The following is a 23033-nucleotide window of genomic DNA, read 5'->3' on the forward strand; positions in this document are numbered from 1 at the left end:
TCGTGGTCGCGGCGCCGCGACCACGACAGGCCCACCCCGATCCGGGATCCGGTGACGTCGGACCCCGTACAGCACCAGGGCGACTCAGCCCCACACCGCACCGGGTTCCAGACAACACAGGGCCCCGGAACCGGCGCAGGGGTCCCGGGGCCCGGTCAGGGGGCGACGCCCTTAGGCGTCGCCCGCCGCAGCCGTCACACGCGGCGCAGCACGGCCACCACCTTGCCCAGGATGGTCGCGTCGTCGCCCGGGATCGGCTCGTACGCGGAGTTGTGCGGGAGGAGCCAGACGTGGCCGTCCTCGCGCTTGAAGCGCTTGACCGTGGCCTCGCCGTCGAGCATCGCGGCCACGATGTCGCCGTTCTCGGCGACCGGCTGGCGCCGGACCGTGACCCAGTCGCCGTCGCAGATCGCGGCCTCGATCATCGAGTCACCGACGACCTTCAGCACGAACAGCTCGCCGTCGCCGACCAGCTGCCGGGGGAGGGGGAAGACGTCCTCGACCGACTCCTCGGCGAGAATGGGGCCACCGGCGGCGATACGGCCGACCAGCGGGACGTAGGACGCGGCGGGCTTGCCCGCGGTGTCCGTGGGCTGCACGGAGGCGGCCTGGTCGGAGCCGCGCACCTCGTACGCGCGCGGGCGGTGCGGGTCGCGGCGCAGGAAGCCCTTGCGCTCCAGTGCCATCAGCTGGTGAGCGACCGAGGACGTGCTGGACAGGCCGACCGCCTGGCCGATCTCCCGCATCGACGGCGGGTAGCCGCGCCGCTGCACGGAATCCCTGATGACCTCGATCACGCGGCGCTGCCGGTCCGTGAGCCCCGAGCTGTCCGCCCGGATGCCCGGAGGTCGGCCCGGTAGGGAGCGCTTGTGTCCCTCGGGATTCATGGTCTCGTTCATCGCATGCACCGGCTCGAGTCGGCCCTGGGAGCGGTCCTGGGCAGTGATGGTGGCACTGTCTGCGGTGGTGGTCACGTCGGCCCCTCTCGATGGTCTCCCTGCTGCACAACGGTAGTTGCTTTCGAAAGGTTGCGCCAAACACACGTTCGAGTGAAAAATCGCGAATCGCCTGACGCGATCATGTGTCTGGGTGTATAGCTAACGCGCTTCCCGGCGGATAAAAGGGCCCATTGTTGTACTCTTCACCGTCGGTGAACGACCTCGTGGGTCGTTGCCCCAGTCTGCCATCCGGCATCGGATCGACCGTGGAGTGACCCCTATCTGTGCGGGAGTCCCACGTCCCCTCCGTGTGGCGCTCACGGTATCTCCGTATGTGTCGCAGCGATACGGCCGTGCACGCACGCGTGCGGCGCGGCGGTATGGCAGTACCGCACATAGCTGTGCGCGTGCGACACGCGCGTAGGGCGTGCGTGTATGAGCCAATCCCCACATCTAGTGGTTGGATTGCAGCAGCAGCCCAGAAGTTGTGGTCCCCCCGGTCTTCGGACGCTCGGAGATCGCCTATGCTTGGGGCTGCTTCGAGGGGCCCATGAGGCCCAGCGAGGCTATTGAGTCTGCTGTGAGGAGGGTTGGAGTAATGCACTGCCCCTTCTGCAGGCACCCCGACAGCCGTGTCGTCGACAGCCGTACGACCGACGACGGCACGTCGATCCGCAGGCGCCGCCAGTGTCCTGACTGCTCCCGTCGTTTCACGACCGTGGAGACTTGCTCGCTGATGGTGATCAAGCGGTCCGGAGTCACCGAGCCGTTCAGCCGTACCAAGGTCATCAACGGTGTGCGCAAGGCGTGCCAGGGACGGCCTGTCACCGAGGACGCGCTCGCCCAGCTCGGCCAGCGGGTCGAGGAGGCGGTGCGGGCCACCGGAAGCGCCGAGCTGACCACCCATGACGTGGGGCTGGCCATACTCGGCCCGTTGCAGGAGCTCGACCTCGTCGCATATCTGCGATTCGCCTCTGTCTACCGGGCGTTCGACTCGCTCGAGGACTTCGAGGCCGCGATCGTGGAACTGAGGGAGACGACGGGACGCCCCGCCGCGGACGACGACGACCGCGAAGGCGACGCAGAAGCTGTCGCGGGGGGCCGGGAAGACGATCGCGGGTCCGGCGGGGCTGCACAGGTCCCCGTGCCCGCCAACGCCGCCGACTGAGGGTGGGCCGGTTCCGGTCCTCGGACTCCGGATCCGGCCGCGAGGCGGCGACACAAGACCTGCTGCGGGTGGCGATCAGAGGGTGCCCGCAGCACCAGACAGAACACGTGCCACGGGGAACATCGGGGCACTTCAGGGCGTTTTGCCCGTAGAGGGAGGCGGCATGACAGAGACGGCGAGCGGTCCGGCACGGAGTTCCCGCGCCAAGGGCACCAAGGCGACCAAGGGACTGCGTATCGAGCGCATCCACACCACCCCCGGCGTACACCCGTACGACGAGGTGGCCTGGGAGCGCCGTGACGTCGTCATGACCAACTGGCGCGACGGCTCGGTCAACTTCGAGCAGCGTGGCGTCGAGTTCCCCGACTTCTGGTCGGTGAACGCGGTCAACATCGTCACCAGCAAGTACTTCCGCGGTGCGGTCGGCACCCCGCAGCGTGAGGTGAGCCTGAAGCAGCTCATCGACCGCATCGTGAAGACGTATCGGAAGGCCGGCGAGGACTACAAGTACTTCGCCTCGCCCGCCGACGCCGAGATCTTCGAGCACGAGCTGGCCTACGCCCTCCTGCACCAGATCTTCAGCTTCAACAGCCCTGTCTGGTTCAACGTCGGTACGCCGCAGCCCCAGCAGGTCTCCGCCTGCTTCATCCTGGCCGTCGACGACTCCATGGAGTCGATCCTCGACTGGTACAAGGAAGAGGGCATGATCTTCAAGGGCGGCTCCGGCGCCGGCCTGAACCTCTCCCGCATCCGCTCCTCCAAGGAGCTGCTGTCCTCCGGCGGCAACGCCTCCGGTCCCGTTTCCTTCATGCGCGGTGCCGACGCCTCCGCAGGAACGATCAAGTCGGGTGGTGCCACCCGCCGCGCCGCCAAGATGGTCATCCTCGACGTCGACCACCCGGACATCGAGGACTTCATCGAGACCAAGGTGAAGGAAGAGGAGAAGATCCGCGCGCTGCGTGACGCGGGCTTCGACATGGACCTGGGCGGCGACGACATCACGTCCGTCCAGTACCAGAACGCCAACAACTCGGTCCGCGTGAACGACACGTTCATGAAGGCCGTCGAGACGGGCGGCAAGTTCGGCCTGACGTCCCGCATGACCGGCGAGGTCATCGAAGAGGTCGACGCCAAGGCGCTGTTCCGCAAGATGGCCGAGGCCGCCTGGGCCTGTGCCGACCCGGGCATTCAGTACGACGACACCATCAACCACTGGCACACCTGCCCGGAGTCCGGCCGTATCAACGGCTCGAACCCCTGCAGCGAGTACATGCACCTGGACAACACGTCCTGCAACCTCGCCTCGCTGAACCTGATGAAGTTCCTGAAGGACGACGGCAAGGGCAACCAGGCCTTCGACGTCGAGCGCTTCGCCAAGGTCGTCGAGCTCGTCATCACCGCGATGGACATCTCCATCTGCTTCGCGGACTTCCCGACGCAGAAGATCGGCGAGAACACGCGCGCGTTCCGTCAGCTCGGCATCGGCTACGCCAACCTCGGCGCCCTGCTGATGGCGACCGGCCACGCGTACGACTCCGACGGCGGCCGCGCGCTCGCCGGTGCCATCACCTCCCTGATGACCGGCACCTCGTACAAGCGCTCCGCCGAACTCGCCGCGGTCGTAGGCGCGTACGACGGCTACGCCCGCAACGCCCAGCCGCACCTGCGCGTCATGAAGCAGCACGCCGACGCCAACGGCGTGGCCGTCCGCATGGACGACCTGGACACGCCGATCTGGGCCGCCGCCACGGAGGCCTGGCAGGACGTGCTGCGTCTTGGTGAGAAGAACGGTTTCCGTAACTCCCAGGCGTCCGTCATCGCCCCGACCGGCACCATCGGTCTCGCGATGTCCTGCGACACCACCGGTCTTGAGCCCGACCTCGCGCTGGTCAAGTTCAAGAAGCTGGTCGGCGGCGGCTCGATGCAGATCGTCAACGGCACCGTGCCGCAGGCGCTGCGCCGCCTGGGCTACCAGGAGGAGCAGATCGAGGCGATCGTCGCCCACATCGCCGAGCACGGCAATGTCGTCGACGCCCCGGGCCTCAAGCACGAGCACTACGAGGTGTTCGACTGCGCCATGGGCGAGCGCTCCATCTCCGCGATGGGCCACGTCCGGATGATGGCCGCGATCCAGCCCTGGATCTCCGGCGCCCTGTCCAAGACGGTCAACATGCCGGAGTCGGCGACCGTCGAGGAGGTCGAGGAGATCTACTTCGAGGCCTGGAAGCTGGGCGTCAAGGCGCTCGCCATCTACCGCGACAACTGCAAGGTCGGCCAGCCGCTCTCCGCGAAGACCAAGGAGAAGGAGAAGACCGAGATCACGGAGAAGGCCGAGGCCACCATCCGTGAGACGGTCGAGAAGGTCGTCGAGTACCGCCCGGTCCGCAAGCGCCTCCCGAAGGGCCGTCCCGGCATCACCACGTCCTTCACCGTCGGCGGCGCCGAGGGCTACATGACCGCCAACTCCTACCCGGACGACGGTCTCGGCGAGGTGTTCCTGAAGATGTCCAAGCAGGGCTCGACGCTCGCGGGCATGATGGACGCCTTCTCGATCGCCGTCTCGGTGGGTCTGCAGTACGGCGTGCCGCTGGAGACCTACGTCTCGAAGTTCACGAACATGCGCTTCGAGCCGGCCGGCATGACGGACGACCCGGACGTGCGGATGGCGCAGTCGATCGTCGACTACATCTTCCGTCGTCTCGCGCTCGACTTCCTGCCCTTCGAGACGCGCTCCGCTCTTGGCATCCACTCGGCCGAGGAGCGTCAGCGTCACCTGGAGACGGGTTCGTACGAGCCCGCCGACGACGAGGTCGACGTCGAGGGTCTGGCCCAGTCGGCGCCGCGCGCCCAGGAGCTGAAGGCAGTCGCCGCGCCGAAGGCCGAGGCCTCGGTGGCCAAGCCCGCTCCGCAGCAGGCCCACACCAGCGCCGAGCTGGTGGAGATGCAGCTGGGTATCCAGGCGGACGCCCCGCTGTGCTTCTCCTGCGGCACGAAGATGCAGCGGGCCGGCTCCTGCTACATCTGCGAGGGCTGCGGCTCGACGAGCGGCTGCAGCTGACCGCGGGCAGGGGCTTGGCCCCGATCGTTGGGTAGCCCTTGAGGTGACCTGACGGAAGGTCCCTAGGGAGGGGCGCCGATCACATGTCGGCGCCCCTCCTTGCTGTATGTCCCCGCGCGCGTGGAGCAGCGTGGCTCCACGCGCGCGGGGACATACAGCTACACGCGCGCGTGGAAGCGGCACTCACGGTTGGCGAGGCCTGCCCATGGTCGCCGTGAACGTCGCCGGATCGTCCTCGAATCCGAGGATGTCCGGGCGGAATTCCCATGTGCCCGAGTCCTGGCGTACGAACTCCGCGACCGTCGTCGCCGTCGAACCGAGCACGCCGCCGAAGTCGTCCTCGGCCAGGACGGTGTAGTCCTCGCGGATGCGCAGGGCCGGCTTGATGACGCTGACGAAGGTGCGCTTGGCAGGGCGTTGCTGTATCACCACTCCGACCATCACGCGCGCGTACCGGCTGTCGAGCCGGTTGAGCTCCAAGGTCATGACCTCGTCCCAGCCGAAGCCCTTGCCGTCCTTGCTGTCCCGGTTCAGATAGATGGTGCCGTCGGGAGAGCGGCTGTCGAAGTGCACCACGTAGGCGGGATCGCCGTACGGGTCGCTCGCGAGGTAGGTCGCGGCGACGATGTCCAGGTCGGTGGGCGGTTGCCCGGCTGGACTGGGATCCCACTTGACCGAGATCTCGACTTTCCGGATCCCCTTGTTGATGGCGCTCACCAGGCTTCCCCTTCCCCGTTTCGCGTATGCCCTCAGCCTGAACTGCCCAGCAGAAGAGGCCGGTTGTCCATCCTGCCACGCGCGAGGGATCGTGCGCCGGGATGCTCTGCGGTCGAGAGTGACCGACGCCACGCTCCGTGGCCTTACCATGGCGCGGTGCTGGTCAAGTGGATTCGCTGCACCGTGGTGGACCGCCGCGGCTTCGAGCGGGGGCAGCGAAAATGGGCGGGGCTTCTGGGGGAGCCGGGATTTCGGGGGCAGGGGGGTGGCTGGAGCCGGGGGCGCCAGGGGGTGGTGCACGTCTTCTCGTTCTGGGAGAGCCGTTCCTTCTACGACTCCTTCATGGCGCGCTCCCATGACAGGCTGGCGGCGGCCCAGTCGGGCACCTACAAGGACATACAGGTCAAGCTCTTCGACTACCGCTTCGACGTGAAGACCGGCTTCGAGCCGCGCTTCACCGACGCGGACCTCGTCAGAGTGGCGCACTGCCGTGTTCACGAGGATCGCGCCGAGCACTTCACGCTCATGCAGGAGAAGGTCTGGAACCCTGCGATGGCCGGCTCGCCCGGCATGGTGCGCGGACTGTTCGGCGAGGCGCCGGGCCACGAATTCCTGGTGCTGTCGATGTGGCACTCGGCCGCGGAGCACGGCAAGTACCGCACGGAGCGAGTGGAGCGACTGGCGCTGCGAGCCCAGACGGAGGCGGACGTCGCAGCTCTCACGGGTGACATCGTGGAGCTCGAACCCACGTGGACCGTTTGACTTCCGGACCTGTTGAGCGTGCTCCCTGACGGGGCCAGTGGTGCAGGAAATGTGTGACCTACGCCGTATAGGGCCCGTACGAGTGCTCGATCGGCCTTCACCCGATCTAGGGTTTTGGCATGGCACGACCACGGCGCATCGTCCTTGTCCGGCACGGCGAGTCAACGGGCAATGTTGATGACACCGTCTACGAGCGTGAGCCCGACCATGCGCTTGCCCTGACCGAGCGGGGCTGGCGGCAGGCCGAGGAGACGGGAAAGCGGCTGCGGGAGGTGTTCGGCCGTGAGCGCGTCAGCGTGTACGTCTCGCCCTACCGCCGTACGCACGAGACGCTGCGCGCCTTCCATCTGGACCCCGAGCTCATACGGGTGCGCGAAGAGCCCCGGCTGCGCGAGCAGGACTGGGGAAACTGGCAGGACCGTGACGACGTACGCCTCCAGAAGTCGTACCGGGACGCCTACGGCCACTTCTTCTACCGCTTCGCACAGGGCGAGTCCGGCGCCGACGTGTACGACCGGGTCGGCAACTTCCTGGAGAGCCTCTACCGCAGCTTCGAGGCCCCCGACCACCCGCCGAACGTGCTGCTCGTGACCCACGGCCTGGCCATGCGGCTGTTCTGTATGCGCTGGTTCCACTGGACCGTCGCGGAATTCGAGTCCCTCGCGAACCCAGGGAACGCGGAGATGCGGATGCTCGTTCTCGGGGACGACGGCAAGTACACACTTGACCGGCCTTTCGAACGCTGGCGGAATCCGGAACCGTACGGGATCACCGGATAGAGTGGCAGAGCGATGACCGCTGACTCCTCTACCGACGGGCGCCTGGAGCGCGCCCTAGCCAGCCTGCGCGCACTCGCGGTGGGGGACGCGCTGGGCTCGCAGTTCTTCGTGCCGGTGAACTACCCGCTGCTCAAGCGCCGCGAGCTGCCCTCCGGCCCCTGGCAGTGGACCGACGACACGGAGATGGCCTGCTCCGTGGTCGCCGTCCTGGCCACTCACCACCGCATCGACCAGGATGCTCTGGCCCACTCCTTCGCCGAGCACCACGACTTCGACCGGGGCTACGGTCCCGCCGTCAACCGGCTGCTGCGCCTGGTCCGGGAGGGCGGGGACTGGCGCGAACTCTCGGCCGCGCTCTTCAACGGACAGGGTTCCTGGGGCAACGGCGCCGCAATGCGCATCGCACCCCTCGGCGCCTGGTACGCCGATGACCCGGAGCAGGCGACGCACCAGGCCGAGATCTCGGCCTACCCCACGCATCAGCACCGCGAGGCCGTGGTCGGCGCCATGGCCGTCGCCGCGGCTGCCGCGCTGGCCGGCTCCCCTGGCGGTCCGCCCAGTCCCGAAGCGCTCCTCGACGACGTCATCGCCCTCGTCCCGAAGAGCGCGGTCGGAGCGGGTCTCCGGCGCGCCCGGGACATGCTCGACTACGGCGACGCGGGCACCGTCGCGGCCGTGCTGGGCTGCGGTCGGCGTACGACGGCCCATGACACCGTGCCCTTCGCGCTCTGGTCGGCCGCGAGGGCTCTAGGTGACTACCAGCAGGCCTTCTGGACGACCGCGCAGGTCGGCGGTGACGTGGACACCACGTGCGCCATCGTGGGCGGCGTGATCGGCTCCGGGAAGGCTGGGGCAGTGCCGACCGAATGGGTGGAGCGGACCGAGGCTTTCCCGGAGTGGATGCCGACGTCGGCGTAGCACGGCGCCTCGGACCTGGTGGAACCTCGACCTCCGGCGACTCTCGATAACTTTCCGTGCCCGCCGGGAACTCTGCGTGACCGTCAAGCCGTTGTCGTGGCAGTCGGTGTGCGACCGCTGGGGCCGCACATGCCAGGTGACACGCGAGGGGCGCGGGGGTGTGGAGTCATGGGGATCATGTCGGTGCTGGGTGCGCTGATCGTCGTGGCGGCTGCCGCGTGGGGCGGGCTTCGGCTTTCCTGCCCTGCCGTGGCCTGCCCGACGTCGGTCGCCGTGGGGGTGGTGCGGATGGCCGGCTCGTCGTCCTCGCCGTTCGTTCCCCGGACGCGATCCGGCCATCCGCTGCCCTTCGTGGGCCCGGCCGGGTCAGCCGGCCATCGGGCCCGCCGTTCCGGCGAGGGCTTCCAGGTCGCTCTTGCGGACCCGGATCACCAACCACGCGGTGACTAGAGCGAGCACGGCCATCACGGCGGCCGCCACGAAGCCCATCGAGATGCCCTGCGTGAGCACGTCGTGACCCCACGGGCCGGGCAGCTGCTGTGTCTTGGCGAACTCCGCCTTCTGCTCGGGCGACGCTTCGGCCAGGAACGCCGGAATCTGCTTCTCCGCCTCGTCCTTGCTGGCCGACCCGAACACCGTCGTCAGGATGGACAGTCCGAGCGAACCACCCACCTGTTGCGTGGCGTTGAGCAGCCCGGACGCGGCACCGGCCTCGTGCTGTGCGACGCCCGAAACCGCTGTGATCGTCAGCGTCACGAAGTTCAGGCCCATGCCGAAGCCGAACAACAGCATCGGCCCGAGCACCCCGCCGACGTACGAGCTGTCGGCGCTGATGAGGGTCTGCCAGGCCAGCCCGATCGCCGTGAGTGCAGAGCCCACCAGCATGAACGGCTTCGGGCCGAGCACCGGCAGGAAGCGCTGCGACAGGCCCGCGCCGAGCGCGATCACGACCGTCACGGGCAGGAACGCGAGACCGGCCTCGATCGGGGTGTACTGCAGCACGTTCTGCACGAACAGCACGATGTAGAAGAACATGCCGAACATCGCCGCGGCCAGGCTGAGCATGATCACGTACGTGCCCGAGCGGTTGCGGTCGGCGAACATCCTGAGCGGGGTGATGGGCTCCTTGGCCCGCGACTCGATGAACGCGAAGGCCAGCAAGAGGACCACCGCGGCGCCGAAGGAGCCGATGGTCAGGCTGTCCCGCCAGCCCTCGTCCGCCGCGCGGATGAAGCCGTAGACCAGGGACGCCATGCCCACTGTCGAGGTCAGGGCGCCGGCTATGTCGAAGCGCCCGCTGTGCCGTTCGGATTCACTGATGTACAGGGGGGTGAGCACGGCTATCAGGATGCCGATCGGCACGTTGACGAAGAGCACCCACCGCCAGTCGAGCCACTCGGTGAGCATTCCGCCGGCCAGCAGACCGATCGCACCACCGCCCGCGGATACGGCGGCGAAGACGCCGAACGCGCGGTTGCGTTCCGGGCCTTCGGGGAACGTGGTGGTGATGAGCGCGAGCGAAGTGGGCGACGCGATCGCGCCACCCACGCCCTGGAGCACGCGGGCGGCCAGCAACTGCCAGGGTTCCTGGGCGAGTCCGCCGAGCAGCGAGGCCAGGGTGAAGAGCAGGATGCCGGCCATGAAGACCCGGCGGCGTCCCAGGATGTCACCGGCGCGGCCGCCGAGAAGCAGCAGACCGCCGAAGGTGAGCGTGTAGGCGCTGACGACCCAGGTGAGGTCGGTGGTGCTGAACTTGAGCGCGTCTTGAATGTGCGGGAGTGCGATGTTCACAATCGTCGCGTCGAGTACCACCATGAGTTGGCAGGCCGCGATGACGGTGAGCGCGATGCCGGGATGCCCCTCCCGGCGGGCCGCACCTGGTTTCTGATCCTTGATCAACTGAGAGGTTGTCACTATGGGTCCCCCACAAGAGCCTTAGTGAACGCTCGCGTTCACTGTCGCGTCAACCGTAGTGAGTCCCCGGTAGTGAACGCAAGCGTTCACTCGTGTCGTCACCGCGCGGTGCGTCCCCCGCAGTTGCCGCATGGTGGTGGTCCCGTGTTCCCCGTAAGCTCCGCTTCCCTTGTTCGTTGGAGATGCTCAGATGGTTACCTCGCGCTGGACGGCCGCCCCCGCTCAGGCGGCCTCCCTCCGTCGGCGCGGCGCCGTACTCGAACGCGCGATCCTCGATGCCGCACTGGAGCAGCTCAGTACCGTCGGCTGGAACGGTCTCACCATGGAGGGTGTCGCCGCCGGTGCCCAGACCGGCAAGGCCGCCGTCTATCGGCGCTGGCCGTCCAAAGAGGACCTCGTCGCCGATGCGCTGCGTGCTGGACTGCCTCGCTTCGAGTCGGCTCCCGACCTGGGGAGCGTGCGCGAGGATCTCCTCGAGCTGTGTCGGCAGGCGCGGGAGGCGATGTACTCGCGCCCTGGTTTCGCGCTGCGCTCGGTGATTCACGAATGCGACAGCCTGCAGGCCGAGCGCTTTCATGGCGTGATCCTCAAGGGGGTCGTCGAGCCGACCATGGCCTTGCTCCGTGAGGTGATCACCCGCGGGATTGAGCGTGGGGAGGTGCGGGCCGATGCGGCGAACGGCTATGTCTTCGACGCCATCCCGGCGATGATGATGTACCGGTCAAAGATGTGCGCGAGCGAATGGGACGACCGGGATCTGGAGGAGATGATCGACCAGTTGATGGTTCCTCTGCTCCGTCCGACGGGATCCTGAGGCTCAGTCCGACGGTGCCCTGAGGCTCCGCCCGGCGGGGCCTTGACGCTCTGCGCGACGGCTCTGGGCGATCACTTCACCTGCCCGGAGGTTGCTTCGGTGGACCGGGGTGTCGAAGCGGGTTCCGGGCGGCGTACGCTAAGGGCGCCATGCCGTACGAACCGCCTACTCACACCGTCGAGCGCTCCCTTCGAGCCACGACCGGAGCGAAGATCATTGCCGGTGTCGACGAGGTGGGGCGGGGTGCCTGGGCCGGGCCTGTCACCGTCTGTGCGGCGATCACCGGACTGCGTCGACCTCCCGAGGGTCTCACCGACTCCAAGCTGCTCACCATCAAGCGGCGCACCGAGCTCGCCGGCGAGCTGCGGAAGTGGGTGACCTCGTACGCCCTGGGGCACGCCTCTCCGGAGGAGATCGACCAGCTGGGGATGACGGCCTCGTTGCGGCTCGCCGCGATGCGTGCTCTGGAGACCCTGCCGGTCCGTCCCGACGCGGTGATCCTCGACGGGAAGCACGACTATCTCGGGGATCCCTGGAGGGTCCGTACGGTGATCAAGGGTGACCGGTCCTGCGTGGCCGTCGCGGCGGCCTCGGTGATCGCCAAGGTTCAGCGCGACAAAATGATGGCCGAACTGGGTATCGACCATGCAGACTTCGGTTTTGCGGACAACGCCGGGTATCCGTCGCCCGTGCACAAGGCCGCACTGGCGGAGCGGGGACCCACCCCGCACCACCGGTTGTCGTGGGCGTATCTTGATGCGCTGCCCCAGTGGCGGCACCTCAAGAAGGTCCGCACCTGGGTGGAAGGAAGCGCTCCGGAGATCGAGGGACAGCTCGGCTTCGATTTCTGACGATTCCGATCGCACTTGTGTGCCACCCGCTCGTGCGAGTCGCACCAGCGTTTGATAAACATCAGCTCATGCCTCTCATTCCCGAGGAGCCTCAGATTCACGAGAGTGCCCAGGGTCCCCGCGCCACCCCGGCCAGCGGCCGCACCGCGCCGACCCCTCGTCCTGTACCCGGCCCCCGCCCCGCGGCTTCGTCGCGCCCCGGCCGACCCGGGCCCCCGCGGCCCGCGCCGCCGGTGCAACGTACGCCGCGCGACGTAGCCGTGACCAAGCCCGGCCCCTCGGGCCCGGCTGCCCTTGCCGCCTCCGCCCCCGCTGCGGCGGCTCCACAGATCCAGCTGATCCCGGCCTCGCCCGAGGGTGCGCTCGACGCTGCTGAGGAGGCTGTCGACCTGCTCCTGGAGTCCGGCCGCGCCCCCGGCGACGTACTGGTGATCACCACGGGCGAACAGCACCCGTGGGCCGCCCACGAGCTGTCCTTCGGCGAAGCCGCGTATTGGGCGCAGCACGATGCGGGCGACGACGTCTTCTACGCCGACGCCTCCGCCGTCGGCCGTGCCGCGTCGCGTCCCGTGGTCGTGGTCGCCGTCAACGGCGGTCCTGACACCGCTGCCGCGACCGCCCTGCCTCTGGCCCTCGGCCGGGCGAGTGCCCTGCTGATCGTCTGCGGCGACCCGCAGCGGATCAACTCGGTGCTGGGCGCGGGCGTCTGAGCCGGTTCCGGCTCGTCCGAGGGACATTCCGCAGGACACCAGGAGACGGGACGCCGCCGTGGCGTCGTCTGCACGGCGGGGGATTCGGTGTGCGCGGATGTACGGGGAAGGCGTGCGGGGCTCGCCGTGCGCGCTCCTTGGCGGAGGCCGTTGTGCGGTCCTCGTCGGAGTGGGACGCGGCTCCCGGACGTACGCGCGCACGCATGCGTCGTCATGGGAGGCGTTCGGACGCGTGACGGCTTCGGTCGTCGCGCCAGGGGCTGTCTCAGGTCGTCGCACCGCATGCGCAGGGCGCCAGGACCGCTCCCTCCGGGGCCGTGAACTCCTGTCGGTGTTCTCAGCGGGCCGCCGCGCGGCGCAGGACCTCCGAAGCCGCGCCGCCGGTGCGGGGCAGCGGGAGCGGTGCCTCGGAGGTGGCGAAGGGCTCCGGTGACGAGTCGGTGTTGGGGCGGCGGCCGCCGCGGCCCTCGCCGAGGACCTGCCAGCCGTCACGGGTCAGCGTGATGTACGCGCCACAGCGCAGGCCGTGCAGAGTGCAGGCGTCACGCAGGCCCCACATCCAGGCGCCGTCCTCCTCCGTCCAACGGGCGTCGCCCTCGCGGCAGTAGAGCAGCACCGCGGTCCGTACCGGGGTGCGGCGGCGAAGGTCGTGCGGGATGACGCGGCGCAACTGTGCGAGCAGGGCGTTGCGGAACATCCAGCCGTCGGCCGGGGCTTGGCGGCGGGTGAACGAGGCACTCGCCCGCAGCCGTTCCTCCGAGTCGAGTACGGCCACGATCGCAGTGGCCGGCTTGGGGTGGTGCCGTGAGTGCAGACCGCTCACGACCTCCCGCGGGTTGCGCAGCAGGGGGATTCCCGCGGCAGCCCACTCCGCGGGTTCGAGCATGCGGGCCAGAGGGTTGGCGGGTGCGGCGGACAGGTCGGCTGACGTCGACGTGGATGCCGCGGAGGACGGAGCGAATCCGAAGGTCACGGTCCTCCCTTCGGCTACGCGCCCACACTGCGGGCGGGGTCGGAATCGGGGGAGCGCACGCCGCAGCAGAGCCCTACCGGATCACGGGCGAGCCGTGCGGGGAGCGGACCTCAATTCTTCCTGGCGAACTGGAAAGCGGCAACGAGCAATTGGGGCCACCGTCCGATATCTAATGGTGTGCGGGTTATATCCCTACCCAGTGCGTCACTCGGCGACGCATGCGGCGACGGTGCACAACCGGGTCGTACGGCTTTGCTGCCGGAGGAACCCGGGGCGCGGCGGTGTGGGCCGGGACGTGTGCGGCACCGAGATCACGGTCGGGCGTCCCGTGCGGCCCCCGGAGGCCCGACCACTCGGTCCGTGGGCAGGTCGAGGATGGTCATGAGCAGGCGCTCCGTGTCGACGCGCGGGGTGAAGTGGCCGATTGTCAGTGCCGTCGGGTTGCATGGGGGCATGGACGTTCTGGAGCTGCGCGCTGAAGCCGATGCCATCCTCGCCGAGCTCGTCGGTGCCCCCGGTGGGTCGGCGCGGCTGCGGGAGGATCAGTGGCAGGCGGTGGCGGCCCTGGTGGAGGAGCGTCGGCGCGCCCTGGTGGTGCAGCGCACCGGCTGGGGAAAGTCGGCGGTGTACTTCGTGGCCACCGCCCTGCTGCGCCGGCGTGGCTCCGGGCCCACCGTGATCGTCTCGCCGTTGCTGGCGCTCATGCGCAACCAGGTCGAGGCGGCGGCGCGGGCGGGGATCCGGGCGCACACGATCAACTCGGCCAATCCGGAGGAGTGGGAGTCCATCCACGAGGAGGTGGAGCGGGGAGAGACCGATGTTCTCCTCGTGAGCCCGGAACGTCTCAATGCCGTGGATTTCCGCGAGCAGGTGCTGCCCAAGCTGGCCGCCACGACCGGACTGCTGGTTGTCGACGAGGCACACTGCATCTCCGACTGGGGCCACGACTTCCGTCCGGACTACCGGCGGCTGCGCGCGATGCTCGCTGAGCTGCCCGCCGGTGTGCCGGTCCTGGCCACCACCGCGACCGCCAACGCGCGCGTCACCGCGGACGTGGCCGAGCAGTTGGGCACCGGTGGCGGCGAGGCCCTGGTGCTGCGCGGCCCGCTGGACAGGGAAAGCCTGCGGCTCGGAGTGGTCCGGTTGCCGGACGCCGCGCATCGCCTGGGCTGGCTCGCCGAGCACCTGGACGACCTGCAGGGTTCCGGGATCGTCTACGCCCTCACGGTCGCCGCGGCCGAGGAAGCCACCGCGTTTCTGCGGCAGCGTGGCTTTCGGGTGGCCTCCTACACGGGGCGCACCGAGAACGCCGACCGACTGCAGGCAGAGGCCGACCTGCAGCAGAACCGCGTCAAGGCGCTGATCGCGACCTCGGCGCTGGGCATGGGCTTCGACAAACCGGACCTGGGCTTCGTGGTCCACCTCGGCTCGCCGTCCTCGCCGATCGCCTACTACCAGCAGGTGGGGCGCGCGGGGCGCGGCGTGGAGCACGCCGACGTGCTGCTGCTGCCGGGCAAGGAGGACGAGGCCATCTGGCGCTACTTCGCCGATACGGCCTTCCCGCCCGAGGCGCGGGTCCGCGAGACTCTGTCGGCTCTCGCCGGTGCGGGACGGCCGTTGTCCGTGCCGGCCCTCGAAGCCGTCGTCGACCTCCGGCGCACCCGGCTGGAGACCATGCTCAAGGTGCTTGACGTGGACGGAGCCGTCAAACGCGTGAAGGGCGGCTGGATCTCCACGGGAGAGCAGTGGGTCTACGACTCCGAGCGGTACGCCTGGGTCGCCCGGCAGCGGGCGGCCGAGCAGCAGGCCATGCGGGACTACGTGAGCACGACCCAGTGCCGGATGGAGTTCCTGCGCCGTCAACTGGACGACGAGGGGGCGGTACCGTGCGGCCGTTGCGACAACTGCGCGGGCCCTTGGGTCGATTCCGACGTCTCGGCGGAGACGTTGACGGGAGCGGTGAAGGAACTGGACCGCCCGGGCGTGGAGATCGAGCCGCGCCGCATGTGGCCGACGGGGATGCCCGCGCTGGGCATCGACCTCAAGGGGCGCATTTCGGCCAAGGAGCAGTGCTCCACCGGGCGTGCCCTGGGGCGGCTGTCGGACATCGGCTGGGGCAACCGGCTGCGCCCGCTGCTGGCCGAGAACGCACCCGACGGCCCGGTACCTGACGATGTCCTGCAGGCCGCGGTGGCGGTCCTCGCCGACTGGGCGCGCTCCCCGGGTGGCTGGGCGCCCGATGTCCCGGATGCCTCTGCCCGGCCGGTGGGAGTGGTCGCCGTACCGTCCGTGACCCGCCCGCAGTTGGTCGGTTCCCTCGCGGAGGGAATCGCGGCCGTCGGTCGGCTCCCGTTCCTCGGCACACTGACGTACGGCGGGCCGGGCGGCGCACATGCGGCACGCCGCAGCAACTCCGCCCAGCGGCTCAGGGGGCTGTTCGGCGCGTTCACGGTTTCCGAGGAACTGGCCGGTGCGCTGGCTCGATCTCCCGGCCCCGTCCTGCTCGTCGACGACTACACCGACTCCGGCTGGACGCTCGCGGTCGCTGCCCGGCTGCTACGCCAGGCAGGCGCTCAGCAGGTTCTCCCGCTGGTCCTCGCGGCCGCGGGCTGATCCTGGGGGTGGCCACGGAGAGGTGCCGGGCCTGAGGCCGTCGAGGGGGATGTGCGAGCGGCGTGCATCGATCCCTGTCCGTGCGCCCTGCTTGGTGGTGCATCCACGGATGACCGCCAGGCGTATGGAGCACCAGGCAGGGGGCAGGACCGGTGGGGCGACCAGGGTCGGGTTCACCTGGTTGAAGCCCGCTGCGGTAGGCCCGGCCATGGGCCATACCGACGTCGTGGCACGCCTCTTCCGGGTCCAGCGACGCTCCGGCCAAGGGGTTGTCGTGTCCCTGGTCGGACTTATCCACAGGCCAAACCGGAGCCTTGCGATCCGCGAGATCGTCTTCGCATGACGAATCACAGCGAAGCGACTGGATCTCCCGACGACAGGGCAGGCGACGACTCCGCCGGCAACGACGCCGTAGGCAGCGCACAGCATCGCCGCCCTGGGGCAACTGAGTCGAATGGCGTGCCTGAGGTACGCGAGGTGACTGAGGGATCCAAGGCGATTGAGGCATCCCGGACGCCTGAGGCCTCTGAGGTGCACGGTGTGCGGGGTGGGCACGACGAGCACCGAGGACGCTCGCGGGAAGCGGATCAACTCGACTGCACGTCGTACGACGGCCAGCCGGCCGAGCACCAGGTCACCCTGCGCACCCCGGACGAACTGGCCGACGCGCTGCCGTATCTCCTCGGGTACCGCCCCGAGGACAGCATCGTGCTCGTCGCCCTGCACGACAGGGATGGGCGTGGCCGGTTCGGCGGCCGTGCGCGGCTCGGCATTCCCGCGAGCGCGGACGACTGGGAGTCCGCCGCCAGGCAGTTGGCCGACGGACTGGTCAGGGGCAGCGAGCGCAGGGGAGCCCGGCCCGAGCAGATGGTCGCCTTCCTCTGTCAGGAACCGGTGAAGGGGGAGACGGGCCGACAGGTCATGGAGCGGCTGCGACCACTGGCGCAGAGGATGCGTGTCGCATGCGGCAGCTTGGAGGTGCCGGTGATCGAGGCCCTGTGCATCTCGGACGGCCGCTTCTGGTCGTACTGCTGCGACAGGGAGGAGTGCTGTCCGCGTGAGGGTCGGCCGATGGGCCTGCCGGGTACGTCCGTGCTGGCCGCAGCGGCCACGTACGCCGGAGTTCAGGTGCGCGGCACGCTGCGCGAGTTGCGGGCCAGGCTGCTGCCCTGGGAGACCGCAGCGGCCCTGGAGCAGGAGATCGCCCTGGATACGGCAGGGATGACGTTGGTCCCCAGCATCCTCGACGAAGCGACACGCACGGGCGTGGCAGAGGAGACGCTGAGGCTGGCCGAACGGCTCATGAGCCGGTTCGCCGCGGCACCTCCAATGTCCGGGACGCTCACCGCTGATCTCCGCGACGACGAGCTGCTCGGACACGACGAGGCCGCGAGGCTCATTCTCGGCTTGCAGGACCGCGCGACCCGCGACCGGGCGGCCGAGTGGATGGAGGGCGACGAGGCCGCTCCCGCCCTCCGGCTCTGGCGAGCGCTGGCTCGTCGCTGCGTCGGACCGTACCGCGAGCACGCCGCGGCGCCCCTCACCCTCGCCGGCTGGGTCGCCTGGTCCAGCGGCGACGACCTGGAGGCCCGAGAAGCCCTTGCCATGGCACTTGGCGCCGACTCCGACTACCTCTTCGCCCGTCTCCTGCACCAGGCCTGCAACGAGGGTTTGGACCCCGAGTCGATCCGCCGCTGCCTGCGCGCGGAGCGTTCGGGCCGCGAGCAGCCGGACGCCGGGCGGCTCGACAAGCCGGAGGTCGGTGTCGATCAGCCGGTACCCGGTGAGGCGGTGAACACCGGGCCGACGTCTGACGCGGGTGCCCGTCGCCGGGCTCGGCAACCTGGGGGTTCGGCGGGCAGCCTGCCTCGCTCTGCAACGGCTGCCGGCCGGGATCGGGTTTCCCGCGCCCCGCGCTCTCGCACGTCGGCGGGTTCGCACCTGGGTGCCCCGCGCCCGGGCAGCACGGCGTCGCGCACACCGAAGAACACGGCTCCGCGTACCCCGAAAAAGGGAGGCGGCGTGCGTCGGAGTGGGTCTCGTCCGGAAGGTGCGCGATCCAAGAACACTGGCGTCGAGGGGGATACGTGAGTCATCGGGGGCAGAGCCCTGACCGAGGTGCTCGAGGTGCTCGAGGTGGCGGGTGTTGGGGGCGGAGTTGCGAGGGAGGCGCTGGCGGAGAGGGATGCTGCGGGCGGGGCTGTCTGAGGGAGGCGGTCGCGAAGAGGGCTGTCGTCGGCGGAGCTTTGCGGGAGCGGGCCGGGGAAAGGGCTCTTGCGTGCGGATCGCTGAGGCATTCCATCGTGGTGACTGCCGTGGTGACTGCCGTGGTGACCGCCGTGGTGGGCAGGGCTCTGAATGGATGGGTTGGACGTGGCGGCCGTGGCCGGCGGAGCGTTGACCGGTGCAGGCACGGTGACCGTGGCGCGCAGCGCACTGACCGATGCCGTGCAGGAGGCAGTGGCTGCCGGGCGCGGCGTGGGTGCCGATCATGCCGCCGTGTCCTTGAACCGGGTCGCCACGAGCAACTCCCTGATCCGAGCCGACGCAAACAGCCAGGGCCGGTCGCAGAGCTGCGCCCCGATGCCCCGCACCGCCACCACCTGTCCGGCGAACACGCTGAACGCGGCTCCCCTTCGGCGGAGTTACCCCATACCGGGCGTGACCTGGAGGAGTCCCTCCCCGTTCACCTGAGTGGCGGAACGGCTGGACCGGCTGTGCCGCCGCACCGCCCCTGTCACTCCGGATCCCCCAGCCGGCGCCGCACCCGCCCGAGGCGCACTGAGCGCAGAGGAAGCCGCCCCATGCCACAGCCGACTCCGACCTCCCCGGCCGCCGACGATCGCACGGCGACCGATGTACCGGTGTCGCACCTCGGACTGGGTGAAGGGCAGCCTGTGGCCGGGTGCAGTTCGGGGCGGGGCGCACCCAGGTCTCCGAGCGATGCCGCTCGCAGTTCCCCATCGGGCGGCCGCGACTGGCCCTCTCCGGACGCGGTGGACCAGGCTCGATCCGCTGCCGGATCGGCGGACCAGGCCCCACCCCCTGTCCGGCGGCCGACGGCGGACCAGGACGGTCGCGCCTACCCGTGGGAAGTGCGGACTGAGCTGCCTGTTCAGCCGACCGGGCCGACGTGGCGCGCGAGGCCGACGAATCAGAGCCTGAGCCCCTCGCACTCATCGCCCCGGGGCCAGGACCCGACAGCGTCGCCGCACGCCGACACCACGAGGCTCTCCTGCCCGCCGTCCAGCCGGCCACGTGACGCCTCCTCGTCGGCTCGCTCGTCGGCCGCCTCTCCACCACCGTCATCGAGCTCCGTGCAGGCTCGATCGTCGGCTCGCCCGCAGGCATCGCAATTGGTCTCCTTGCCGACACAGTCATCGACGTCCGTGCCGACTCGGTCGTCGCAGCCCTCGCCGGCACCGCCCCGGTCATCCGCACCGACTCGGCCACCGGTCCCCGCACCGACTCGGCCACCGGTCCCTCCACCGGCTCGACCCTCGGCCCCCGCACCGGTTGGCACACCGGGCCCCGCACCAACCCGGCCCTCGGCCCCCTCACCAACGCCCCCCTCCCTCACACGCCGGCCTACCGACCTTCCTCCCACCCACGACGCATTGATCTGCGTCGCCCTCCCGGGCCTCGCCATCTCCACGGATCAGGGGCAGTTGACCGGCCGGGGACTCGACGGGTTCTACCGCGCGGGGCGGCGTGTGCTCTCGCGCTGTCAGGTGCGGGTGGCCGGCCGCGAACCGCTGGCGGTCCAGGCCCGGATGACCGCGGCCGACTGTGCCCGATTCGTGGGCACACTGCGCGCTTCACCACAGGCGGGCCCCGACCCGGACGTCGTCGTCGAGCGGACCCGTCGCGCGGACGGTAGTGAGCGGATCACGCTGCGCAGTGCGGCCGTTCGCCCCCTGCGTGTGCCAGTGGAGGTCGCCCTGGGGACGGACCTTGCCGACCTCGGTGCGATCGCGTCCGGCAATCCGGGGCCGGAACTGCCCGCCACTGTCCACGACTCCGGTCTGCGCTGGTCGTGCGTCAAGGGGAGCTCGGCGGTGACGGCCGACCCGCCGCCCGCCGACGCGCTGGCCTCCGCGGGGCTGCTGCGCTGGGAGTTCGCGCTGCCCCCGGGCGGCACTGCGAGCATCGAGCTGCGGGTGCGGCTGGACGGGGCGGGACCCGTCCGGGCCGTGGGCCGCGCGGCGACCAGCCCGCTGGCCTCCGCGTGTGTGTCCGGCGACGATCCCCGAGCGGAGGCCCTGCTGCGGACGAGCATCGAGGACCTCCAGGCGCTCCTGCTGCGTGACCCCGCCCACCCGTCCGACACCCACCTTGCCGCCGGGGTGCCTTGGCGCTGCGGTCCGGCTCCGGCCGACGCCCTGGCCGCGGCTCGGATGACCCTGTCCTTGGGTACCCGGCTCGCGGCGGGCACGCTGCGTACCCTCGCCCGCACCCAACTCCGGGGCCAGGGACCGCAGTCCGGCATGATCCCCGGGCCGTTACGGGACGCGGGCACGCATCTGCCTCCGGGCTGCACGGGTACGGAGGCCACGCTGCTCTTTCCCGCGCTGCTCGCGGAAGCCCGACGCTGGGGTCTGCCCGAGCCCGAGACCGAGGAGCTCCTCCCGGCGGCCGAGCGGTGTCTGACCTGGCTGCGGACCACTGTGGGTGACGGCACCTATCTGCGGGACCCGCACCCCGGCGGCCCCGTCCGCTGCGAGACCCAGGCGCACGCCCATCGTGCGGCGCTGCTCGGCGCCGATCTCCTCGACGCCTGCGGCAGACCGGGTGGCGCCGGGTTGCGGGAGTGGGCCGGGGCGATGCGGACGGCGTTCCGCGCGGACCTCTGGATCGACGACGTGGGCGGTGGCCGCCCTGCCGCCGCCCGGGCCCCGGACGGACGCCTTGTGCCGCATCTGGGCGCCGCCGCCGTCCATCTCCTCGACACCGGCCTGCTGGGTGGCGGAGAACAGGCGCCCGGCCTGCTCGACAAGGTGCAGACCGAACAGCTCGCCCGGCTGCTCGGCGCGCCGGCCATGGACTCGGGCTGGGGCCTGCGGGGGCTGGGTGCGAAGGAGGCGGGGTACAACCCGTTCGGTCACCGCAGCGGCGCGGTGCGGGTCCACGCGACCGCGCTCGCCGTCGCGGGCCTGGCCGCGGCCGACTACGAGAAGGAGGCGAGTGCGCTGCTGCGGGGCGTGCTGGAGGCGGCAGCGGCATTCGGCCACCGACTTCCCGAGATGTACGCGGGGGAGCAGCGCACCGACGGGAGCGCTCCACTCCCGCACCCCGCGGCCTGCCGCCCCGCTGCCACGTCGGCGGCGGCCGGGGTGCTCCTGCTGACCACGCTGGCGGGCATCCGCCCGGACGCTCCCGGACGGACGGTCACCATGCGGCCGATGCGCAGCGCCCCGCTGGGCGAGATCGTCCTGACGGGCCTTCGCGTCGCCGGCGCCCCCTTCTCCATACGCGTCAGCAGGCTGGGCCTCGCCATGGTGGAAGAGGCGGCCGACGGACTCCAACTGCGAGCGTGACCTCCGGCTGCGCGCCGCGGCACGGCATACGTGACCTTGGACCACACCGTGCGGCACGACGGACGTGACTTTGGCCGACACCACACGGCACGGCATACATGACCTTGGACGACGCCGTACGGCACGACGCACGTGACCTAGGCCGACACCACACGGCACCACGCACCTGACCTCGGCCGACACCCAACGGCGCGGCACACGCCACCCCGTGCGGCGCCGCACGGCAAGACATGCCGGAGGACCGTGAGGCGTATACCCGGCTGAATTGGATCAACGGTCGATGGGACCGGCGAAGGGAGTGTTTATCGTCAGGCAGACGACTATGATCGCCGCATGCCCTACGACCCGTCAGCCTTTCCGCCCTTTGCCGTCACCGTGGACCTGGTCGTGCTGACCGTGCGCCGCCACGCCTTGTGCGCGCTGGCGGTGCGCAGGGGCGAGCCGCCGTTCCAGGGGCGCTGGGCGCTGCCCGGCGGGTTCGTACGGGCCGACGAGGACCTGGCGCAGGCCGCGGCGCGCGAGTTGGCCGAGGAGACCGGGCTGCGGGCCCACGATCCGGCTGTTCCCGTGCAGGACAACGGTGCTCACCTGGAGCAGCTCGCGACGTACGGCGACCCCAAGCGGGACCCCCGGATGCGCGTGGTCAGCGTCGCCCACCTCGCGCTGGCCCCCGACCTGCCCGCACCCCGCGCGGGCGGCGACGCCAGCAATGCCCGCTGGGCGCCGGTCGACGAACTGCTGCAGCAGGGCGGCTACGGCCGCGACGGCGAACCGGTCGCGCCGCTGGCCTTCGATCACGCGCAGATCCTGGCCGACGGGGTGGAGCGCGCCCGCTCCAAGATCGAGTACTCGTCGCTGGCGACGGCGTTCTGCCCCACCGAGTTCACGGTCGGCGAGCTGCGCCGTGTCTACGAGGCGGTGTGGGGCGTGGCGCTCGACCCCCGCAACTTCCACCGCAAGGTGACGGGCACGCCGGGCTTCCTGGTCCCGACCGGCGGCACCACAACGCGTCAGGGCGGCCGCCCCGCCCAGCTCTTCCGGGCCGGCGGAGCCACGCTGCTCAACCCCCCGATGCTGCGCCCCGAGGTCTGACCGGAGCGCCTGAAGTGAGGCGCCCCGCCGGGGTCGGACACCATGGATCTGGGCGCTGAAATGGCCGGGGTAAAGGGCAAATGAGGGCGAATGTGGACGCACTCAGAGGAACAGGGATCCGGTCGAGTCGACTGTCGCCCGGGCTAAAGGCCTTGCGCTGCCCGGAAAAACGGACATAACGCGCTATCT

At 70.1% G+C, this 23033-nt stretch carries 17 protein-coding genes; 12 read left to right on the forward strand and 5 right to left on the reverse strand.

Annotation, left to right across the window (positions count from 1 at the left end; genetic code table 11):
• Positions 1 to 194 precede the first annotated feature (194 nt).
• Entirely contained in the window at positions 195 to 974 is a 780-nt protein-coding gene (lexA, locus tag ABD932_RS02575) for a transcriptional repressor LexA (protein WP_345008421.1), read from the reverse strand.
• Positions 975 to 1536: 562 nt separating this feature from the next.
• Between lexA and nrdR the strand changes: the two genes are divergently transcribed.
• Positions 1537 to 2106 (forward strand): transcriptional regulator NrdR, encoded by a 570-nt coding sequence (gene nrdR / locus ABD932_RS02580; RefSeq protein ID WP_345008422.1) that lies wholly within the window; start codon positions 1537 to 1539, stop codon positions 2104 to 2106.
• A gap of 163 nt (positions 2107 to 2269) precedes the next feature.
• Positions 2270 to 5164 carry a vitamin B12-dependent ribonucleotide reductase gene (locus tag ABD932_RS02585; protein ID WP_345008423.1) on the forward strand — a complete coding sequence of 965 codons (2895 nt, stop codon included), beginning with the start codon at positions 2270 to 2272 and terminating at the stop codon, positions 5162 to 5164.
• Positions 5165 to 5347: 183 nt separating this feature from the next.
• Here the strand turns inward: ABD932_RS02585 and ABD932_RS02590 are convergent, their stop codons facing one another.
• Complete coding sequence (locus ABD932_RS02590) at positions 5348 to 5881, reverse strand: TerD family protein (RefSeq protein WP_345008424.1); 534 nt, start codon at positions 5879 to 5881, stop codon at positions 5348 to 5350.
• A 156-nt stretch (positions 5882 to 6037) separates the two neighbouring features.
• Between ABD932_RS02590 and ABD932_RS02595 the strand changes: the two genes are divergently transcribed.
• The 3 genes from ABD932_RS02595 (at position 6038) to ABD932_RS02605 (ending at position 8340) form a co-directional block, all read left to right on the forward strand.
• Entirely contained in the window at positions 6038 to 6643 is a 606-nt protein-coding gene (locus ABD932_RS02595) for a YdbC family protein (protein WP_345008425.1), read from the forward strand.
• A 119-nt stretch (positions 6644 to 6762) separates the two neighbouring features.
• The gene (locus tag ABD932_RS02600) at positions 6763 to 7422 is read left to right on the forward strand and encodes a histidine phosphatase family protein (RefSeq protein WP_345008426.1); all 660 of its coding nucleotides are present in this window, start codon (positions 6763 to 6765) and stop codon (positions 7420 to 7422) included.
• Between the two features lie 12 nt (positions 7423 to 7434).
• The gene (locus ABD932_RS02605) at positions 7435 to 8340 is read left to right on the forward strand and encodes an ADP-ribosylglycohydrolase family protein (protein ID WP_345008427.1); all 906 of its coding nucleotides are present in this window, start codon (positions 7435 to 7437) and stop codon (positions 8338 to 8340) included.
• 366 nt (positions 8341 to 8706) lie between these two features.
• Here ABD932_RS02605 and ABD932_RS02610 read toward each other — a convergent pair whose 3' ends face one another.
• Positions 8707 to 10254: an MFS transporter gene (locus ABD932_RS02610; protein ID WP_345008428.1), complete on the reverse strand. Its 1548-nt coding sequence runs from the start codon at positions 10252 to 10254 to the stop codon at positions 8707 to 8709.
• A gap of 190 nt (positions 10255 to 10444) precedes the next feature.
• Here ABD932_RS02610 and ABD932_RS02615 point away from each other — a divergent pair, with 190 nt between their 5' ends.
• The 3 genes from ABD932_RS02615 to ABD932_RS02625 all read left to right on the forward strand — a co-directional run bounded on the left by ABD932_RS02615 (position 10445) and on the right by ABD932_RS02625 (position 12629).
• Complete coding sequence (locus tag ABD932_RS02615; RefSeq protein WP_345008429.1) at positions 10445 to 11068, forward strand: TetR/AcrR family transcriptional regulator; 624 nt, start codon at positions 10445 to 10447, stop codon at positions 11066 to 11068.
• 149 nt (positions 11069 to 11217) lie between these two features.
• Entirely contained in the window at positions 11218 to 11919 is a 702-nt protein-coding gene (locus tag ABD932_RS02620) for a ribonuclease HII (protein WP_345008430.1), read from the forward strand.
• Positions 11920 to 11987: 68 nt separating this feature from the next.
• Complete coding sequence (locus tag ABD932_RS02625) at positions 11988 to 12629, forward strand: hypothetical protein (protein WP_345008431.1); 642 nt, start codon at positions 11988 to 11990, stop codon at positions 12627 to 12629.
• Between the two features lie 337 nt (positions 12630 to 12966).
• Here the strand turns inward: ABD932_RS02625 and ABD932_RS02630 are convergent, their stop codons facing one another.
• The gene (locus ABD932_RS02630; RefSeq protein ID WP_345008432.1) at positions 12967 to 13602 is read right to left on the reverse strand and encodes a hypothetical protein; all 636 of its coding nucleotides are present in this window, start codon (positions 13600 to 13602) and stop codon (positions 12967 to 12969) included.
• A gap of 453 nt (positions 13603 to 14055) precedes the next feature.
• Here ABD932_RS02630 and ABD932_RS02635 point away from each other — a divergent pair, with 453 nt between their 5' ends.
• On the forward strand, positions 14056 to 16215 hold the full coding sequence (locus ABD932_RS02635) for a RecQ family ATP-dependent DNA helicase (RefSeq protein WP_345008433.1): 2160 nt from the start codon (positions 14056 to 14058) through the stop codon (positions 16213 to 16215).
• Positions 16216 to 16554: 339 nt separating this feature from the next.
• Positions 16555 to 18306, forward strand: coding sequence for a DUF4192 domain-containing protein (locus ABD932_RS02640; RefSeq protein ID WP_345008434.1), 1752 nt, complete (start codon positions 16555 to 16557; stop codon positions 18304 to 18306).
• A gap of 398 nt (positions 18307 to 18704) precedes the next feature.
• Here the strand turns inward: ABD932_RS02640 and ABD932_RS02645 are convergent, their stop codons facing one another.
• Positions 18705 to 18833 carry a hypothetical protein gene (locus ABD932_RS02645; protein WP_345008435.1) on the reverse strand — a complete coding sequence of 43 codons (129 nt, stop codon included), beginning with the start codon at positions 18831 to 18833 and terminating at the stop codon, positions 18705 to 18707.
• A 1002-nt stretch (positions 18834 to 19835) separates the two neighbouring features.
• Between ABD932_RS02645 and ABD932_RS02650 the strand changes: the two genes are divergently transcribed.
• On the forward strand, positions 19836 to 21752 hold the full coding sequence (locus ABD932_RS02650) for a glycogen debranching N-terminal domain-containing protein (RefSeq protein WP_345008747.1): 1917 nt from the start codon (positions 19836 to 19838) through the stop codon (positions 21750 to 21752).
• 333 nt (positions 21753 to 22085) lie between these two features.
• Entirely contained in the window at positions 22086 to 22844 is a 759-nt protein-coding gene (locus ABD932_RS02655; protein ID WP_126395568.1) for an NUDIX hydrolase, read from the forward strand.
• The last annotated feature ends 189 nt before the right edge of the window (positions 22845 to 23033 follow it).

Source organism: Streptomyces shaanxiensis, assembly GCF_039537145.1.
GTDB classification, from domain to species: Bacteria; Actinomycetota; Actinomycetes; order Streptomycetales; family Streptomycetaceae; genus Streptomyces; species Streptomyces shaanxiensis.

Excerpts from the sequence above, each read along its gene's own strand:
- nrdR (WP_345008422.1), top strand. The coding sequence starts at position 1,537 with ATGCACTGCCCCTTCTGCAGGCACCCCGACAGCCGTGTCGTCGACAGC.
- ABD932_RS02585 (WP_345008423.1), top strand. The coding sequence starts at position 2,270 with ATGACAGAGACGGCGAGCGGTCCGGCACGGAGTTCCCGCGCCAAGGGC.
- ABD932_RS02600 (WP_345008426.1), top strand. The coding sequence starts at position 6,763 with ATGGCACGACCACGGCGCATCGTCCTTGTCCGGCACGGCGAGTCAACG.
- ABD932_RS02605 (WP_345008427.1), top strand. The coding sequence starts at position 7,435 with ATGACCGCTGACTCCTCTACCGACGGGCGCCTGGAGCGCGCCCTAGCC.
- ABD932_RS02615 (WP_345008429.1), top strand. The coding sequence starts at position 10,445 with ATGGTTACCTCGCGCTGGACGGCCGCCCCCGCTCAGGCGGCCTCCCTC.
- ABD932_RS02620 (WP_345008430.1), top strand. The coding sequence starts at position 11,218 with ATGCCGTACGAACCGCCTACTCACACCGTCGAGCGCTCCCTTCGAGCC.
- ABD932_RS02625 (WP_345008431.1), top strand. The coding sequence starts at position 11,988 with ATGCCTCTCATTCCCGAGGAGCCTCAGATTCACGAGAGTGCCCAGGGT.
- ABD932_RS02635 (WP_345008433.1), top strand. The coding sequence starts at position 14,056 with ATGGACGTTCTGGAGCTGCGCGCTGAAGCCGATGCCATCCTCGCCGAG.
- ABD932_RS02640 (WP_345008434.1), top strand. The coding sequence starts at position 16,555 with ATGACGAATCACAGCGAAGCGACTGGATCTCCCGACGACAGGGCAGGC.
- ABD932_RS02655 (WP_126395568.1), top strand. The coding sequence starts at position 22,086 with ATGCCCTACGACCCGTCAGCCTTTCCGCCCTTTGCCGTCACCGTGGAC.